Origin of the sequence: Listeria cossartiae subsp. cossartiae, assembly GCF_014224155.1 — a bacterium.
Taxonomy (GTDB): Bacteria; Bacillota; Bacilli; order Lactobacillales; family Listeriaceae; genus Listeria; species Listeria cossartiae.
This window is the reverse complement of the sequence record NZ_JAASUI010000004.1, coordinates 209581-227704: the sequence shown is the minus strand read 5'-3', so window position 1 is coordinate 227704 and position 18124 is coordinate 209581. Positions and strand designations below refer to the sequence as shown.

At 40.9% G+C, this 18124-nt stretch carries 14 protein-coding genes, 2 tRNA genes, 1 rRNA gene, 2 pseudogenes and 1 other annotated feature; of the genes and pseudogenes, 16 read left to right on the top strand and 3 right to left on the bottom strand.

Annotation, left to right across the window (positions count from 1 at the left end):
- The 5 genes from rrf to mdrT form a co-directional block, all read left to right on the top strand.
- Nucleotides 1-73, top strand: a 5S ribosomal RNA gene (gene rrf, locus HCJ30_RS14490); the annotation flags it as partial.
- A gap of 10 nt (nt 74-83) precedes the next feature.
- Nucleotides 84-159: transfer RNA gene (locus HCJ30_RS12510), tRNA-Asn, on the top strand.
- A 24-nt stretch (nt 160-183) separates the two neighbouring features.
- A tRNA-Thr gene (locus HCJ30_RS12505) sits at nt 184-256 on the top strand.
- Nucleotides 257-446: 190 nt separating this feature from the next.
- The gene (brtA, locus tag HCJ30_RS12500; protein WP_185392413.1) at nt 447-1334 is read left to right on the top strand and encodes a bile-regulated transcriptional regulator BrtA; all 888 of its coding nucleotides are present in this window, start codon (nt 447-449) and stop codon (nt 1332-1334) included.
- Nucleotides 1335-1434: 100 nt separating this feature from the next.
- The gene (gene mdrT / locus HCJ30_RS12495) at nt 1435-2916 is read left to right on the top strand and encodes a cholic acid efflux MFS transporter MdrT (protein ID WP_185392412.1); all 1482 of its coding nucleotides are present in this window, start codon (nt 1435-1437) and stop codon (nt 2914-2916) included.
- Nucleotides 2917-2965: 49 nt separating this feature from the next.
- Here mdrT and HCJ30_RS12490 read toward each other — a convergent pair whose 3' ends face one another.
- Nucleotides 2966-3808, bottom strand: coding sequence for an SAM hydrolase/SAM-dependent halogenase family protein (locus tag HCJ30_RS12490; RefSeq protein WP_185392423.1), 843 nt, complete (start codon nt 3806-3808; stop codon nt 2966-2968).
- 69 nt (nt 3809-3877) lie between these two features.
- Nucleotides 3878-4128, bottom strand: a binding site (T-box leader).
- A gap of 179 nt (nt 4129-4307) precedes the next feature.
- Here HCJ30_RS12490 and fdhF point away from each other — a divergent pair.
- From fdhF to HCJ30_RS12440, 11 genes and pseudogenes are all read left to right on the top strand, one after another.
- Nucleotides 4308-7295 (top strand): formate dehydrogenase subunit alpha, encoded by a 2988-nt coding sequence (gene fdhF / locus HCJ30_RS12485; protein WP_185392411.1) that lies wholly within the window; start codon nt 4308-4310, stop codon nt 7293-7295.
- Complete coding sequence (locus HCJ30_RS12480; protein ID WP_185392410.1) at nt 7295-7771, top strand: helical membrane plugin domain-containing protein; 477 nt, start codon at nt 7295-7297, stop codon at nt 7769-7771. Before fdhF ends, HCJ30_RS12480 begins: the two co-directional genes overlap by 1 nt.
- Before the next feature lie 61 nt (nt 7772-7832).
- Nucleotides 7833-8618, top strand: coding sequence for a formate dehydrogenase accessory sulfurtransferase FdhD (fdhD, locus tag HCJ30_RS12475; protein ID WP_185392409.1), 786 nt, complete (start codon nt 7833-7835; stop codon nt 8616-8618).
- 45 nt (nt 8619-8663) lie between these two features.
- Nucleotides 8664-9341 (top strand): response regulator transcription factor, encoded by a 678-nt coding sequence (locus tag HCJ30_RS12470; RefSeq protein ID WP_185392408.1) that lies wholly within the window; start codon nt 8664-8666, stop codon nt 9339-9341.
- Complete coding sequence (locus tag HCJ30_RS12465; RefSeq protein ID WP_185392407.1) at nt 9338-10711, top strand: sensor histidine kinase; 1374 nt, start codon at nt 9338-9340, stop codon at nt 10709-10711. Before HCJ30_RS12470 ends, HCJ30_RS12465 begins: the two co-directional genes overlap by 4 nt.
- 78 nt (nt 10712-10789) lie before the next feature.
- On the top strand, nt 10790-11878 hold the full coding sequence (locus tag HCJ30_RS12460; protein WP_185392406.1) for an ABC transporter permease: 1089 nt from the start codon (nt 10790-10792) through the stop codon (nt 11876-11878).
- Nucleotides 11878-12546 carry an ABC transporter ATP-binding protein gene (locus tag HCJ30_RS12455; protein ID WP_185392405.1) on the top strand — a complete coding sequence of 223 codons (669 nt, stop codon included), beginning with the start codon at nt 11878-11880 and terminating at the stop codon, nt 12544-12546. The genes HCJ30_RS12460 and HCJ30_RS12455 overlap by 1 nt, the downstream gene beginning before the upstream one ends.
- 561 nt (nt 12547-13107) lie before the next feature.
- Nucleotides 13108-13302: pseudogene (locus HCJ30_RS14470) on the top strand (InlB B-repeat-containing protein); the annotation flags it as partial.
- Nucleotides 13303-13392: 90 nt separating this feature from the next.
- A pseudogene (locus tag HCJ30_RS14485) lies at nt 13393-13944 on the top strand (InlB B-repeat-containing protein); the annotation flags it as partial.
- 57 nt (nt 13945-14001) lie between these two features.
- Nucleotides 14002-14184: an LPXTG cell wall anchor domain-containing protein gene (locus HCJ30_RS14480; protein WP_446499821.1), complete on the top strand. Its 183-nt coding sequence runs from the start codon at nt 14002-14004 to the stop codon at nt 14182-14184.
- Nucleotides 14185-14657: 473 nt separating this feature from the next.
- On the top strand, nt 14658-16811 hold the full coding sequence (locus HCJ30_RS12440) for a LapB repeat-containing protein (protein WP_185392404.1): 2154 nt from the start codon (nt 14658-14660) through the stop codon (nt 16809-16811).
- A 49-nt stretch (nt 16812-16860) separates the two neighbouring features.
- Here the strand turns inward: HCJ30_RS12440 and HCJ30_RS12435 are convergent, their stop codons facing one another.
- On the bottom strand, nt 16861-17142 hold the full coding sequence (locus HCJ30_RS12435; protein WP_185392403.1) for a putative quinol monooxygenase: 282 nt from the start codon (nt 17140-17142) through the stop codon (nt 16861-16863).
- A gap of 12 nt (nt 17143-17154) precedes the next feature.
- Nucleotides 17155-18030, bottom strand: a complete 876-nt coding sequence (locus tag HCJ30_RS12430) for an alpha/beta hydrolase (RefSeq protein ID WP_185392402.1) — start codon at nt 18028-18030, stop codon at nt 17155-17157.
- Nucleotides 18031-18124 lie beyond the last annotated feature (94 nt).

The following is an 18124-nucleotide window of genomic DNA, read 5'->3' as shown; positions in this document are numbered from 1 at the left end:
ACACGGTAGTTAAGCTTCTCCGCGCCAATGGTAGTTGGGGGCTTCCCCCTGCGAGAGTAGGTCGCTGCCGGGCAATTTATTATTCCACAGTAGCTCAGTTGGTAGAGCAATCGGCTGTTAACCGATCGGTCGCAGGTTCGAGTCCTGCCTGTGGAGCCATTTTTTTATTTGAAAGGCTTTGCTGCCGCTTTAGCTCAGTTGGTAGAGCACTTCCATGGTAAGGAAGGGGTCGTCGGTTCAAATCCGACAAGTGGCTTAATACAATATGTTGGTACTTTGAGTGTTTCGCTAAAATGCGAAGCTTTTTTTATTTGTCTAAATAGGAAGTTTTGAGTGAATATAATTGGATTTTTAGGAAACATAATGGACTAACAGCCTTACCTTGAATCGCGAGTATAAATAGATTATACTAGGGGTATAATAACTGGACGGGATGGTGTGTTTTTTTGAAGGAGAAGAAACAGCGGATTATTAAGTCGGCTAAGGAAGTATTTCAAAAACAAGGGTATTTGAAAACGTCTGTACAAGATATGGTTGATGCAGCTGGGATTTCTAAAGGGACTTTTTATAATTATTTTACTTCGAAAGAGGAACTGGCGATTGTGATTTTTAAGCAGGAGTATTCGGTTTTGCATCAGCGTTTGGAGTATACGATGGCGCTGGACGGGACGAAGAAGGATAATTTTACGGAGTGTTTGAAGATTATTATTCATTTTTATACGGAGAATGGGGAGATATTGAATATTACTTTTTCTCAGACAATGATTGATGATGATTTTAATGCGTTTTTACAGAATGTTCGGCTGAAAAATATGGAATGGGTTAAATATCAGTTGTTAGAGGTTTACGGGGAGGAAACGGAGCCGTATATTAATGATATTACGATGTTGCTTAGTGGTATGGCGGCGATGTATGTCTTTGCTAGTGGGAGCAAGAATGTTAGCTCGGGATTGATTGAACGGGCGATTCCTTATGTTGTAAGAAGGCTTGATGCGCTTGTTAAGGATATTTTGGAGAGTGGGGAGATTGTGTTTACGGAAGCGGACACGGAAAATCTAGTGCCGGACCAAACGATGATCCGCAATAAGCGTTTGGCTAAACTTCGGGAAGCGCTTGAGGAGCTTAATGTCGGGATTGAGAATGCGGATATTGCTGATTCGGATAAATGGCAGTATAAGGAATCGATGAATGCGCTTGTTGGTGAGATTAATAATAATGAAGCGCCTAGAGATTTCATGGTTCAAGGGACATTGCTATATTTAAAACAGCACGTGCCAGCAAGTTTGACGAAAGAAGTAAATAAATTAGAAGCTTGTGTGAACGGGCTTTTATAAATTTTAGACCGACTAGTCACTTTTTGTTGACTTGTTGGTCTTTTTTTATTATACTTCTATTATTCATCTGGAAATTTCCACATGGGAAGGGGTATTAATTTTGAATAGTACAGCAGTAGAACGGCCCGTTGATGTTAACGGGAAGTCGTATAGTAGAAGTTTATTAGTAGTAACAATGATTATTGGGGCATTTGTAGCGATTTTGAATCAGACGTTACTTGCAACAGCACTGCCAATGATTATGGATGATTTGCATATTACAGCAGCAACTGGGCAATGGTTAACGACAGCTTTCTTGCTGACAAATGGGATTATGATTCCGATTACAGCACTTTTAATTGAAAAAATTAGTTCGAAAACGTTATTTATTACGGCGATGACTGTATTTACAATTGGTACAATTATTGCATCAGTGGCGGGTTCTTTCCCGGTATTACTTACTGGTCGTATTGTTCAAGCGGCTGGTGCAGGGATTATGATGCCGTTACTTCAAACAATCTTCTTGCTGATTTTCCCTCGTGAAAAACGTGGGGCGGCAATGGGGCTGATGGGGCTTGTTATTGCGTTTGCTCCAGCAATTGGGCCAACATTGTCTGGTTGGATTGTAGATTCGTATGATTGGCGCGTATTATTTCTTATTTTAATTCCAATCGCAGTAATCGATATTATTTTAGCGTTCTTTGGAATGAAAAAAGTAGTGAAATTAACTGATACAAAAATTGATTTTCTTTCGATTGTCATGTCTTCAATTGGTTTTGGGTCACTCCTTTATGGATTTAGTTCAGCGGGGAATGATGGTTGGGGAGATGCGACAGTTATTACGATGTTAATTATTGGTGTCGTTGTTATTGGGCTGTTTGTATGGCGCCAACTGGTTATTGAGAATCCGATGCTTGAACTGCATGTGTTTAAATATCCAGTATTTTCATTGTCAGTTGTTCTTGGTTCGATTGTAACAATGGCGATGATTGGTGCGGAGATTGTATTGCCACTTTATATTCAAACCATTCGCGGGGAGTCGGCGCTTCAGTCAGGTCTGTTATTACTTCCGGGTGCGATTATTATGGGGATAATGAGTCCGATTACGGGTATTATTTTCGATAAAATTGGGGCAAAATGGCTGACGATTACCGGGGTTACCATTTTGACTATCGGTACAATTCCATTTATGTTCTTAACGATGGATACGCCGCTTTGGTATATTGTTGTGTTTTACGCAGTGAGATTCTTCGGGATTTCGATGGCGATGATGCCAGTTTCGACTGCGGGTATGAATGCACTTCCTAACCACTTGATTAATCACGGTTCGGCAGTGAATAATACGATTCGACAAATTGCTGGTTCAATTGGAACTGCGGTACTTATTACTGTTTTAACGAATGTGACGAAAGATAATATGCCAGGTAAGGCGCTTATGGCGACCGACCCAGCTAGTTTTGCTCAAAAAGCGCAAGATGCTAGTTTGGACGGAATGCGTGCGGCGTTTATGGTTGCTGCAATTTTCGCGGCTATTGGGATGATTTTAAGTCTATTCCTTAAAAATAAAAAACAAGAACCAATCGTCAAAGAATATACGAAATAAAAAATGAAACAGGGTCAAAAATCCAATTTGGACGATTGACCCTGTTTTTTTATGCTTTTTTTAGGGTGACTTTCCAGCTGGTGCCGGTCCCTACTGAGTAAGCGTCTACGAACGAACCTTGATTGATACCAAGGCCGAGGTTGTCGAGTGAGTTGACGTAGATGAGTGGTTCGCCGATGCGCAAGTCTGCGAATGAGCGACTGTAGGTAACGAAATTTTTATAAACTACGCGATCGTGGTGTTTGATTAGGACTTCAATGGAATCGCCGTAGTTGGCGCCGAGCTCAAGGAAATCGGTCCGACGAATATTTGTCCAAAGGTTGCCAAATGGGCGGTCAATAATATCAATCGTGCCAAAAGCTTGCTCGCTTTCTAAGTAGGAATCACTTAAACTCAGGGAGACAATTGATTCGGGAGCGGCTGCGGGTCCAATATCTTCAAAGCTGATCACGCCAGCAGCAAGCCTGGCCGCCGTATAGGCAAAAATATCACGGCCGTGAAAAGTATGAGAAGCGCCTGATTTTGGCAGCCGATTTTTTTCTTCATCAATCAAACGAACTTCTTTTATCGTTCCGTAATGTGCGATATGAGTTAAAGTGCCGTTGTCGGGTGTAATAATATAATGACCATCTTCTGTTAAAACGGCTACACTGCGTCGTTTCGAACCAACACCAGGATCGACAATCGAGACAAAAATCGTATTTTCAGGCCAGTAAGTTACGGTTTGTAGTAAACGATAAGATGCCTCCCAAATATTAAATTGAGGAATTTGATGTGTTAAATCGTATATTTGTAAATCGACACTAACACTGTTAATCACGCCATACATTGCACTAACTGCACCATCACTAATACCAAAATCGGATTGTAAAACAAGTAGCTGTTTTGTCATTTTAAATTCCTCCATTTTCAACAATTTAGGGTAAAATAAAACTCGCCCTCGTCCAAAATAATATCTTGGAATAAGGGCGAGAAAATTTCACGCGGTACCACCTTAATTTATTTCCAGCTCACACTGAAAACCTCAAATAAGCATTTATGTAGAAAATACTTAGGGCATTTGATAACGGACGCCAAATCCGTTGCAGCTTACTTCATTTCAGCGACAAAACTCAGAGGCCATTTTCGGACATGGTTCTTTGTTCCTTTTCAGCAGACGGAACTCTCTTTTGGAAAAAACGAATGTCGTACTTTTCTCATCATAGCTTTGTAATAAAGAATACAGAAAAATTGGATAAGTGTCAATGAATTCAATATCATTGTGAGGGAAATCGCATAGTAGTGCTGTTTGAGAACGATTATCAACTGTCGTATTACTGTGATTTTTAAGGGAGAACTGTTATAATATAAGCGAAAATTGGAAACGCTTTCTCTATATAGGAGGTAATGTGATGGGCGCAAAAGTATCGGTGCAAATTAATGGCGTGGCGCGGGATGTGGTGGAAGGAACGCGAATACTGGACTATTTAAATGCAGAAGGAATACAGCATCCGCATATTTGTTATAGTGAGCAAATTGGGCCAATTCAATCTTGTGATACGTGTATGTGCGAGGTTGACGGGGAACTTGTGCGGGCGTGCAGCACGAATCTAACAGACGGGATGGAAATTAAAACGAATTCAGAACTGGCGAAAGATGCGCAATTAGAAGCGATGGACCGGATTTTGGAAAATCATTTATTGTATTGTACGGTGTGTGATAACAATAATGGCAACTGCAAAGTACATAATACGACGGAACTGCTCGGTGTGGAAAAACAAGAACGACCTTACCGCGAAAAAGGTTATCTGAATGATTTTTCGCATCCGTTTTATCGTTATGATCCGGATCAATGTATTCTTTGTGGGCGCTGTGTGGAGGCGTGTCAGCAAGTGCAGGTGAATGAGACGCTTTCGATTGATTGGGAACGCAGTCAGCCGCGGGTTATTTGGGATGATGATCGTCCGGCGAATTTATCGTCATGTGTTTCATGTGGGCTTTGCGCGACGGTGTGCCCTTGTAATGCGTTGATGGAAAAATCGATGCTTGGCCAAGCTGGCTTTATGACTGGGTTAGATGAAGATATGCTAGAACCGATGATTGATATGGTGAAAAAAGTGGAGCCAAATTATCAGACGGTTTTTGCTGTGTCGGAAATGGAAGCAGCGATGCGGGAAACACGGACGAAGAAAACGAAGACAGTTTGTACTTTCTGCGGGGTTGGGTGTACGTTTGAGGTATGGACGAAGGATCGCAAAATCTTGAAGGTCGAGCCAACTGGGGAAGGCCCGGTGAACAAATTTGCGACGTGTGTGAAAGGGAAATTTGGTTGGGATTTTGTTAATAGTGAAAAGCGGATTACGACGCCGCTCATCCGCGAGGGTAATGAATTTGTGCCGGCGAGTTGGGAAGATGCGATTCAGTTAGTTGCGACCAAGCTGCGGGAAATTCAGGCTAAGTACGGCAATGATTCGCTTGGATTTATTAGTTCGTCTAAAACAACCAATGAAGAAAACTATTTGATGCAAAAATTGGCGCGGCAGGTTTTTGAAACGAATAATATTGATAATTGTTCGCGTTATTGTCAGGCGCCGGCTTCGGATGGGCTAACGCGGACGGTTGGGATTGGTGCGGATTCGGGGACGGTAGAAGATATTGAATCAGCAGGACTTGTGATTATTGTTGGTGCTTCTCCGGCTGATGGGCATCCGGTTCTTGCTAGCAGAATCAAGCGAGCGCAAAAAACACGTGGTCAAAAGCTGATTGTTTCTGATTTGCGGAAACATGAAATGGCGGAGCGTTCGGATTTGTTTATTCATCCGAAACAAGGAACCGACTTTGTTTGGTTGACGGCGGTTGCGAAATATATGATTGATCAGGGATGGCATGATGAGGTCTTTATGGAAAATCGGATTAGCAATGTCGCGGATTATCTAGCCTTTTTAGAACCATTTACACTTGCTTATGCAGAAAGCGAAACGGGGCTACCTATTGAAACGTTGAAATTAGTGGCGCAGATGATTCATGAAGCGGACGGGACGGCGGTTTGTTGGGGAATGGGCGTTACGCAAAATATTGCCGGCTCGCATACATCGTCGGCGATTGCGAATTTGCTTCTTGTCACTGGGAACTTCGGAAGACACGGTGCGGGCGCTTATCCGCTTAGAGGGCACAATAATGTACAAGGTGCTTGTGATATGGGTTCGTTGCCAAATGTTTTGCCTGGAATTCAGCTACTTGGAAATGATGAAGTTCGCGCGCGTTTTGAGGAAGCTTATGGCGTGTCGATTTCACCAGAACCAGGTCTGAAAAATAATGAAATGCTCGATGCGATTGAGGCGGGAACGCTCCATTCTATGTATGTAATTGGTGAGGAAATGGCTTGGGTGGACTCTAACTCGAATCATGTGCAAGAAATTCTTGCCAGTCTTGATTTCTTTGTTGTTCAAGATGTCTTTTTATCAAAAACCGCGCAGTTTGCGGATGTTGTTTTTCCAGCAGCTCCTTCACTTGAAAAAGAGGGGACATTTACGAATACAGAGCGCCGCGTGCAACGACTTTATGAGGTATTAGAGCCACTTGGGGATTCGAAGCCAGACTGGTGGATTATTCAAGAGGTGGCAAGAGCATGCGGAAGAACTGACTGGAATTACGATCATCCAAGCGAAATTATGGACGAAATTGCTAGCTTGGCGCCATTTTTCGCAGGGGTTCGTTATGACCGGATGCAAGGGTTTAACAGCCTGGTGTGGCCGGTAAGCGAGGATGGGAAAGATATGCCGTTACTTTATGAAGAACGATTTAATTTTCCAGATGGTAAAGCGCAATTTTCGACGTTACCGTATATTGCACCGATTACTTTCCCGGAAGAATATAATTTAACGCTGAATAATGGGCGGTTGTTGGAGCAGTTCCATGAGGGGAATTTGACGGATAAATCGAAAGGCTTGGATTATAAATTGCCGGAAGTGTTTGTGGAAGTGTCGCATGAATTAGCGAAAGAACGTGATATCGAAAGTGGTTCGCTCGTTCGTCTGAGTTCGCCGTATGGTCGTATTAAGTTGCGGGCAGTTGTGACTGAGCGGATGGAAGGGCATGAGGTCTACGTGCCGATGCATTCTGTGAGTAGCGAAACTGCGGTCAATTTGCTGACTTCAAGTGCTGGGGATGTTCGGACCAAAACGCCGGCCTATAAACAAACCAAAGTGAATCTAACTGTGCTTGAAAAAACTGGGAAAAACCCACTTCCTGATCACAATCCACGCAATCGTAAAAGGTTCCCGCAAAATGGGGCGGAGGTGGAGCGCAAGTGGTCAAGAGAAGATTATCAACCGATTTCTAAAGTGAACTGCGCTTGTGGTGGTAACTGCGGCTGCGGCGGGAAAGGGAGGAATCATTGATGGCAGAACCAATTTCAACGATTCGTAATACAAAAAAGACCCCGGAAGAATTGGAACAAGAACGTTTAGAACAAATGAAAGCGGATATTGCTGAACAAGATTCTGGTTTTATTGAAATCTTAGAAACGGTAAAATTGCTGCAAGAATCGGGTGCGCTTGAGGCTTTGAATAGCGCGATAAAGGCTCGCGGGGATATTACGAAAACTTTTTTGAATGAGTGGCGCAAAGAACCGATGACGAATGCGATTAATAATATGATGATTTCGAGCAAGCTGTTAACCGATACGAAACCAGAGCAGACCGAGGAAATGATAGCCAATTTGAAAAATGCGGCGAAAAAAGCAGAGGAAAGCGCGAAAAACGATGAAATCATGGGAATGTTAGCGATGATGAAGGCGCTGAAAGACCCCGATGTCAACCGCGCACTCCGATACGGCATGACCTTTTTAAAAGAAGTTGGGCAAACATTAAAATAAGTAGGCGAAACAGCGAGGCTTTATGGTATCGCTGTTTCGGTTTAGAGAGGAGAGGGTTTTGATGGATATCGTATCGCGTCAAAAAATCCGCCGTTTTGAAGCAGGCACTTTCCAAGAAATCGAATCAAGCGTGGCGACCGAGTATCCGCTAACTATCTACGTCAACGACCAAGAACTCGTAACCATCGTCTGCACGCCAGAATATCTGGAAGATTTAGTCGTCGGCTTTCTGACCTCGGAAGGCATCATTCGTGGCCCAGAAGACATCGATTCCGTAGATATCATCGAAGCGACCGGCCACGCCAAAGTTAGCGCCAATTTTGTCAATAAATTCAACGCCAAGTATCGCGGCAAGCGCTACATCACCTCATGTTGCGGCAAATCGCGTGAGAATTTCTATTTTCAATCAGATGCCTCACTCGTCAACGTAAAGCAAAACTCAAGTCTAAAACTGACAACCAACGCGATTTTCGACTTAATGGACAAATTCGAACAAAATTCCGCAACCTTTCATCAAACTGGCGGCGTTCATAATGCGGCGCTTTGCAGTTCAGCGGAAATTATTTATAGCCGAATGGACATCGGGCGGCATAATGCGCTCGATAAAATATACGGCCGTGCCTTGCAAGACGGGACAGCGACCGAAGATAAAGCGATTATTTTTAGCGGGCGAATCTCGTCGGAAATCCTCGTTAAAACAGCCAAACTAGGTTGCGGAATTATTTTATCCCGTTCCGCCCCAACCGAACTAGCGATTAATATGGCCGAAGAACTCAACATCACAACAGTGGGCTTCATTCGAGGTGATCGGTTAAACGTCTATTCCGGATTTGAACGAATCACGTAACTTTGATATGATGCAGTAAAATAGGACGGTAAGGTGAGTAGAAAGATGAAACAAATTTTAGTAGTAGATGATGATCGACACATATTGAAACTCGTGGGACACTATCTCCGCGCAGAAGGATTTCGCGTTCTAGAGGCAAATGATGGCGTAGAAGCCGAGCAAATTACCGAAACGGAGCAAGTTCACCTGGCTGTCATTGATGTAATGATGCCCAACATGGACGGCTTCGAACTATGCAAAAAAATGCGCGCAAGCTATCCCGATATTCCAGTAATTATGCTGACTGCCAAAGATGCACTTGCTGATAAATCGCGCGGTTTTGAAGTGGGTACCGATGATTACGTCACCAAACCTTTTGAACCGCAAGAGCTAGTCTTCCGAATTCGCGCCTTGCTACGCCGTTCCAACCAAGCAAGCGAAGTGAAAATCCATATCGGAAACATCACCATTGATCAAAAAAGCTACGGCATAAAAATCGGCAACCAAGAACGAATGATTCCCGTGAAAGAATTTGAGCTATTATATCAACTAGCGAGCTATCCCGGCCGCATTTTCACCCGTGAAGAATTAATTGAACGTATTTGGCAGCGTGACTATGACGGCAGTGACCGAACAGTTGATGTACATATTAAACGTTTGCGCGATCATTTTGACGAGGCAAAGGATGGGATTCGGATTGTTACCGTGCGCGGCGTTGGTTATAAATTGGAGGAGACAACATGAAATCGCTATACAGCCGCATCGTTATCACAATGCTCGTCGTCATTCTTTCCAGCAGCTTACTCGGTTTTTTCTTCGCCAACATTTACTACCAAATAAAATTAAAGCCCTTCAACGACGAAAAAACCGCTAAAATTGCGAAGGAAGTCCAACAATTTTATCAATCGAATGCAACGATTTCTTTGAATGAGTACTTGGAAAATGTGGGGGAGCTGGGTTACGAACTGTATCTTACGGACGGAGCAAACCAATCGACTTATTTCGGCGGGGAATTTCGAAAAAAAGAGTTACCCGACAAAACGATTCAACAAGTGCTAAAAGGCGAAACGTACCATGGAATCGACACGTTCAATACCGGCATTTTTATCACGGGATTTTTTGATAATGACGTCCGAAATACCATTGGTGTCCCGGTCAAAACAGACGGTAAACAACTGGCGCTATTCATACGGCAAGACCCGGAACAGCAATTCGGCGAACTCCGGATCTTTTTCGCGATGATTTTGGTTTTCACGTCCATTATCAGCATTCTATTTGTCCTGATTAGTGGTAGATACATCGTGAAACCAGTCGTAAAACTGACCAACGCAACTCGAAAAATACGTAAAGGTAATTACGATGTTGCGCTCGAAGTCCGGCGTAAAGACGAAATTGGTCAGCTGGCGGATTCGTTTGCCAAAATGGCTAGTGAACTCGAAAAATCTGAAGCTGCTCGCCAAGAATTTGTCGCAAACGTCTCTCATGAACTGCAATCGCCACTGACATCCATGCAAGGCTTTGCGAGGTTATTGGGATCGGGAACGTTAACAGAAAAAGAACAGGCAGACTATTTAACCATTTTATCAGAAGAAACAACCCGCTTATCTTCCCTGACAAAACAATTGCTCACACTAGCCTCACTCGACCAAGAATCGGAATTACGGAAAAAAGAACCAGTCCGACTAGCCGAACAATGGCGCCAACTAATCCAAATGACCGAATGGAGCTGGCGGGAAAAAGAGCTAACAATAAACCTAGAACTAGCTGATGTAAATTACACTGGCGACGCGGAACTGCTCTATCAAGTATGGTCCAATTTATTAACTAACGCGATTAAATTTACACCATCAGGCGGTAATATCCAAATCCGCCTTCATGAGGATGCAACAAACATTCTCGTAGAAGTTCAAGATAGCGGCGTCGGCATCAGTAAGCCAGATATTGCCAAGATTTTCGACCGTTTTTACAAAGCCAACCAAAGCCGCACTCGCGAAGAAGGTTCTAGCGGTTTAGGCTTGTCGATTTGCAAAAAAATCATCACGTTACACCACGGCGAAATCACGGTTGAAAGCAATCACGGCACAACTTTTACCGTCAAACTACCTAAAAACTAAATTTGTAAAATCCGATTCATATTCCGTTTACAAAACTTCTTTAAACTAAGTGTAAGATCTTAGAAGGAGTTGAACGGAATGTTTTTGGCATTAAGAGAATTAAAACATGCAAAACTACGCTATATTTTAATCGGATTAATTATGGTATTAATCGCATGGCTCGTTTTATTTGTAACAGGTCTGGCAAACGGACTAGCAAACGATAACGGAGCAGCCATTTCATCAAACAAAGCGACCTATTATGTACTACAAAAAGACTCAGATAATCGCCTAACGAGGTCCAATTTAACCGTAGTAGAAACAGAAAAAGTAGCAAAACAACTGAAAAAATCAGAAAGCACCAACCTAGGCGTACAAATGGGAACAATTACCCCACCAAACAAAGACAAAAAAACAGACATTACCTATTTTGGTATAGATAAAACGGGCTTCCTGAAACCGACCATCTCAGAAGGAACGGCGCCACAACAAACAAAAGAAGTAGTTGCTGATATTTCTTTAAAAGAATCTGGCTATAAATTAGGAAGCAAGCTCAAAGACAGCGCAACCGGAGAAACCTTTACGATTACTGCCTTTACGAAAAATAACACATTCAGCCATTCACCAGTTATTTTCGTTGGTTGGGATGCATGGAAACTAGTCCACCAAACAAACCAAGCCGCAGAAGGAGAATACAACGCAGTCGCACTAGATGTATCGAAAAGCACCGCCGAAAAACTATCACTCGGCTCACTCGAACTTTCATCCAGTAAAGAAGTGCTACAAGGAATCCCCGGCTATTCAGAAGAACAAGGCTCCTTACTCATGATGATTGCCTTTTTATTCGTTATCGCCGCATTTGTCTTAGCTGCCTTTTTCTACGTCATTACGATTCAAAAAATCAACCAATTTGGCCTTTTAAAGGCGGTTGGCGCACGAACAGCATATTTAGCGCGAAGCATCGTCACCCAAGTTGTTTTCCTATCGGTCGTAAGTTTGCTGATTGGGAATGGCTTAACATTCGGACTTGCCGCAATTTTACCAGCGAGCATGCCATTTACCCTTAGCCCGGTACTCGCAGTCGGCTGCTCCGCTTTATTCCTTGTTGTAGCGGTCATCGGATCAATGTTATCACTCTATCGTGTAGCAAAAGTAGACGCGCTAGAAGCAATTGGGAGGGCAAACTAATGACTTTAACGATGAAAAATATTTCTAAAAATTATCAAGATGGCGAGCAAGTCATCGAAGTGTTGAAAAACGTATCTTTAGAAGTGGCGCAAGGCGAATTTGTTGCCATCGTCGGTCCATCAGGCGCAGGGAAAAGCACCTTTTTATCCATAGCGGGCGCTTTATTATCCCCAACAGAAGGCGAAATTGCGATTGGTGGAAAAATGCTAAATAACCTTACAAGTAAGGACCTAACAAAAGTCCGGCTCGATAAAATTGGCTTTATTTTCCAAGGCGCAAACCTAATCCCGTACTTAAACGTGCGCGACCAATTACTCGTAATCGCAGAACTATCCGGCGAAAAAGGACGAATTGCGAAAGAAAAAGCAGATAAGCTACTCAAAGAATTAGGCTTAACTCATCGCCAAAATAACTATCCAGAAAGTTTATCCGGCGGGGAGAAACAACGTGTTGCGATTGCTAGGGCGCTGATGAACGATCCCGATATTATTTTAGCGGACGAACCAACCGCGAGTTTAGATGCAAACCGTGGTCACAAAGTCGTCCAAATGATTGCGGATGAAGTGAAACGGAAAAACAAAGCAGCAATCATGGTTACGCACGATGAACGAGTTTTAGATTTAGTCGACCGCGTAATTCGGATTGAGGATGGATATTTGAAGAATTAAAAGAAGGTTTGGCCCGCACGTGGCCAAACCTTCTTTTACGTTATTATGAGCAAAATAGAAAGAAAGCGTGATTCTTGATTGGGTTGACAGTTGCTTCATACGGGAGGTCATATTTTTATAATTTTAGTTGCTATTTACAAAATAGGAGTGCCAAGTTTACTATTGAACTAGCGCATCTATTTTAAATAAAGTAATAAAATAATACGCAAAAATAAGCCATATGAAGCAAAATTCTACAAAATAGCTTATTTCGTCATAAAACAGACACAAAAAACTTGTATTTAAGTCTAATTTTAGCATCCATAAATAGGCTTTTAAGGATATAATCTAATTTGTGATTAAATGAGGGACATCTTTTACATAAATAGCGGGTGTTTTTTTGTTTTAAGCGATTAATACATATAAAATATAATTTTTTATACAACTAGGAGGAAAATCGTGAAAAGAAAAATAAGTTTAATTATTATAGCAGGGGCCTTTCTTTTTCAATCATTAAATGTGTTTCCCTTAACTACTTGGGCTGCAGACGGTGATGGAGGTACAGAAACAGACACTCGAATTATGGCAAATATGATTTATTATAGCGTAGGTCGAGTAACAACTTTGCCTTATGAAGTTGGAAAGCCGGTCCCATCGCCAGCAAGACCAGGAAAAGATGGATACAGCTTTGTTGGGTGGTATGATGAGCCGACTGGTGGAACTCAGTGGAACTTTAACACGCCAATGCCTGCAACAGATGTAACTTTGTACGCACAATTTAGAATTAATAGCTACAACGCTAATTTAATCTCAGAAGAAAGAACTTCTACGCAAAGAGTAATTTACCAAGAATTATTGTATGAACCAACGAAGCCAACGAAAGAAGGTTATACTTTTATTGGTTGGTATGATGCCAAAACAGGTGGAAATAAATGGGATTTCACAACAGACAGAATGCCAGGAGAAGATATAACTTTATATGCACAATTTAGAGCAAATACATTCCCTGTTAACCTTAATGCAGGAGATACAACCACTACACAAATAGTTGATTACCCAGGCGTCATTAAAGAACCAACAAAACCAACAAAAACAGGCTATACGTTTACAGGATGGTATGATGCCGAAACAGGCGGAAATAAATGGGATTTCCAAAACCCGATGCAAGCAAATGAATTAACTTTATATGCGCAGTTTAGCCTTAATAGTTATAAAGCTACATTGAATGCGGATGATACAACTACTTCGCAAACAATTGATTACGATGGTCTTTTAGAAGAGCCAGCCGCACCAACAAAAGCAGGTTATACGTTCACAGGATGGTATGATGCAAAAACAGGTGGAAACAAATGGGATTTCCAGACAAATAAAATGCCAGCAAAAGATGTAACATTATATGCTCAATTTAGTAAAGATGCAGAAAATAATGTTGGAAATCCAGCGCAGCCATCACAACCAGAACAACCGACTCAACCTATTCAACCAATCGCTGGAGTAGTAGCTGCACCAACAAACACGACAGCAGATCCTGCAAAGACAAATCAACAAAGTAAAAAACTACCATTAACAGGTAACCAAGAAAACGTCCTATACTTATTAGGCGGATTGTTACTTATTGGCGGGGCATTACGAGTTTTCAAGAAGACTTCTGCTAAATAATACCCAAAAAAGTTAAAAGTTGAGTTTGGCTCTAAAAACCAAACTCAGCTTTTTTGTATACGCATCGATACAATATGTATACACCCGCAAAGCTGTTTTTCCTGTTTTGGTACTCAATGTATCAAGTGGGACTTATTGAGGGAGGAAGGCGGAAATATGATTTGTATATGATTATAACTGTACCACTTAGGTGAAAACCTTTTGATAGCAACTAGTTTCCGCCTATACGAAAGGTTTTGCTATTGAAAAAACAAGCGATAATTGTGTGAAAACTTAAAAAAACATATTCACAAATAGGACACATTTATACTGTTTTTAGCTATTATTAGTCTATTTTTAGTATTTGTTAAAATGTTTTTACATATATAATACTAATGTGAGTTCATGTGCGTACCTTCTATTGAATTTAATTAGGTACGTTTTTTTATGGCAACTTATATATTTAATTAACAACTTTGATAAGGAGGACAATCGTGAAAAGAAAAGTAGGTTTTATAATTGCAGCAGGAATGATTCTTTTCCAATCATTTAATGCGTATCCTTTAGCAGCCTTGGCTTCAGAAAATGAAGAAAAGCCTAAAGAAGAAACACCCCAAAAAGTAGGGAATTTAAAAGCAACCATTCCAAGAGGTAGCGTTTACAAAACTTTGTTCCCTGATGAAGCTTTAGCTAAAGCTGTTTTAAAAGAAATTTATGGTAATGATGATAGTGATCCTAATCTAGTAGTAGTACAAAGAGACTTGGACAAAGTTACATCATTAACAGCTGTATCGAAAGGTATTACTAATTTAGCAGGTATCGAGTATCTGACTAATTTAACTAGCTTAGATGTAAGATCAAACCAAATTACTAATTTCACTTTAAAAGGTGAAAACGTTTTACCGGAATTAACTAATATTAATTTAACTGGTAATGATTTAACGAAGCTTGATATTCAAGATCAACCTAAACTAACTAAAGTTGCTACTGACACACAAGGTTCAGCAGAGTTAACTGAGGTAGTTTTAAAAAATCTTCCAGCGTTGAAACAAGCAGGTAGTTTTGTTGACGGTGGACTGGATATTATTAATTTCTCCAAAACACCTACCTTGACTAAAGTTACTTTAGATAACTTGCCATCAATGACAGATTTAATCGAACTAAATGAGTGTGGAATTACAGATATTAGTGTGAAAAATATGCCAGAAGCTAAAAACGTAAACGTATATGGCAACAAGGTAACTACTTTAGCAGGTTTGGAAAATTTACCAAGCGTTACAACTATTTACGCTAGTAAAAATGAAATCACTGAATTAGAATCTTTGAAATCGTTCCCTAAAATGACTGTCCTTTCTGTAAATAACAACCATATCGGTGTATTACCAGAGAGCTTAAAAACAAATTCACCTGAATTGAATGTTGTTAATGCAACTGGTCAAACAGTTACATTATCTGAAAAAGTAGGAGCAACTACATTAATTTTTGATAACGAAATCAAAAACTTTGGACAAGCATCTACACCGAAAAACATCTCCAATGAAGGTGTTTATACTAACAGCCAACTTAAATGGAACACAGCGAAACTAGAAGGTGTAACTACTGTAGATTTTGAGTTCAGTGATTATATTGCTGATACAACAATTCAAGGAAGTTTCTCCGGGAAAGTAACTGTACCAGTGAAAATTGTTGATCTACCAGTAATTACAGCAAATGCAGAAATGAACTACGATAAAAATGCGAGTGTAACAGAAGCTCAATTTTTAGCAAGTGTTTCTGCAAGTGCAACAGAAGGAGCAACAATTACTTCTAACTTCAACTCTGTAGTAGATTTTACAAAAGCTGGAGCATATGAAGTAACATTGAATGCCAAAAATACTGCTGGATTTGAAGCTGAACCAGTGAAAGTAACCGTTCGCGTTGCTAAATCACCAGCACCAGTAATTACAGCAAATACAGAAATCAGCTACATGCAATTTGCAGAAATAACTGCAGCTGATTTTCTAACTAGTGTTCAAGCTACAACAAATGATAATTCTGTCGTTACAACTAATTTAGATACAGTTGTAAAATGGAATGAAGTAGGAGATTATACAGTAACATTAAACTCCGTAAATGGAGATGGCGTTGCGGCAACTCCTATAACAGTAACTGTGCACATCACTAAAGCACCAGAACCAATAACTGCTATTGTTACTTTTGATATAGACGATGTACAAACAACAGAAGCTATTGTAGTAGAAGGATTAATCACTGAACCAGCGGCACCAACAAAAGAAGGTTACACTTTCGAAGGTTGGTTTGATGCGAAAACAGGCGGAAACAAATGGAACTTCGCAACTAGCAAAATGCCTGCTGGCGGAGTAACTTTATACGCTCAATTTAGCGAAGAGGTTGCAGAAGACCCGAACGATGATGACAGTAATGACGATGGTACAGATGTAAATGTTGTACCAGTTGTAACTGAAAATAATGGCGATCCAACAGATCCGACAGCATCAAATGACTGTAACGGTACTGAGGATGACGGCAACAAAACTACTGGTAAACAACCGGCAACAGGAGACAGCCAAAACATGCTGTTCTTACTAGCGGGACTATTACTTGTAGGTGTTTCATTCCGTATTTTCAAAAAATCATACAGTAAATAAAACAATAAAAAAGATGGCCTCTATCAAATAGAAGCCATCTTTTTTGCATTTAACTTGTAAGTAAAGCCACTTCAATTGGAACAGCTAAAAATTCAGGCACATTACTCTTAAATCGTTTATAATGTGCTGTTGCGTTATGGGACTGAATAGCAGCTTCATCCGCCCACTTTTCTAAAAGATAAAAGGTGGAATTGTTACTCACTGAGCGAATCAATTCGTAACCATGATTTCCAGCTTCTCTTAGCGATCCCTGAACGACTAAGCCCACTTCGGTTAAAAATGCTTCTACTAAATTGGGTTTTACTTGGATTTTCGCTTCAATGTGTAACAACTGCCATTCCTCCTATTTGTAGTCTAATTTGATAAGCGTTTCGTCTGTTTTAAATTCTTCTAAAAACCAGTGCGTTTTCTCGATGCTTTTCGTTGTTTCATGTAATGTTTGGTGAACCGCGCCTTTGCCAACTTGAACATCTTCAATATAAGCTTTGGCGTTTCCTGGCATAAAGAGTCTCGTTGCTAGTGAGCTATTTGTCGGAACGACGCCATCGGTTGGGTTATCCTCGCTTAGTTCACCGGCAATAGCTAGTACTTCAAGATTAGGATTTATATCTTGTTGTTTTTCCATGAAATAATCTAATTGTGCAGTACTATTAGGCAAATTCTTAAATGTTAAATCTTTCCCATTATCGTTAGGATCTAAATCGTTAAAGGGAGAGCCGATTGCTACTATTTTGCGTAAAGTGGGTACGGTTTCGTCTTTGCCATAATCTTCGGCAAAGTAAGTTAGAGCTAAGCCACCGTTTGAGTGTCCGACCCCGTCCATTTGCGTGAAGCCGTAGCGGTCTTTTAAATCAACCATCGCAATTTTTAACCACTTAGACCAATCGTCTGGTGTTGCTTGGTTTTGGTCGAAAGCGAATTTAATAATTGGACGTTTGGCATCTTTTGTTAACTCGCCTTGGAAAGTAATATCTCCGTCCGCGCTAATCGACATTGACATCGCTTCATTTGAACTTTTATATTCGTTCATTAGTTGGTCTGCCATTTCATCAAGGGAATGCGTGTCGCCACCGCTCCCATGAATTAAAATAATAGGTATTTGATCTTTTAAATCTACCTTAGGAGGCGAAGAGTTTTCAGCCTCTTTGTCATTTTGGCAAGCACTAAGAAATAGCGTACCAAAAAGCAAAATCATGATTGTAATAAAATATTTCTTCACTAACTATCTTCCTCCATTCCAAATTATTATACCAAAAATCGGCGTGACAATCATATAAATTTCGTCTATAATCGAGATACATAATGACGGAATT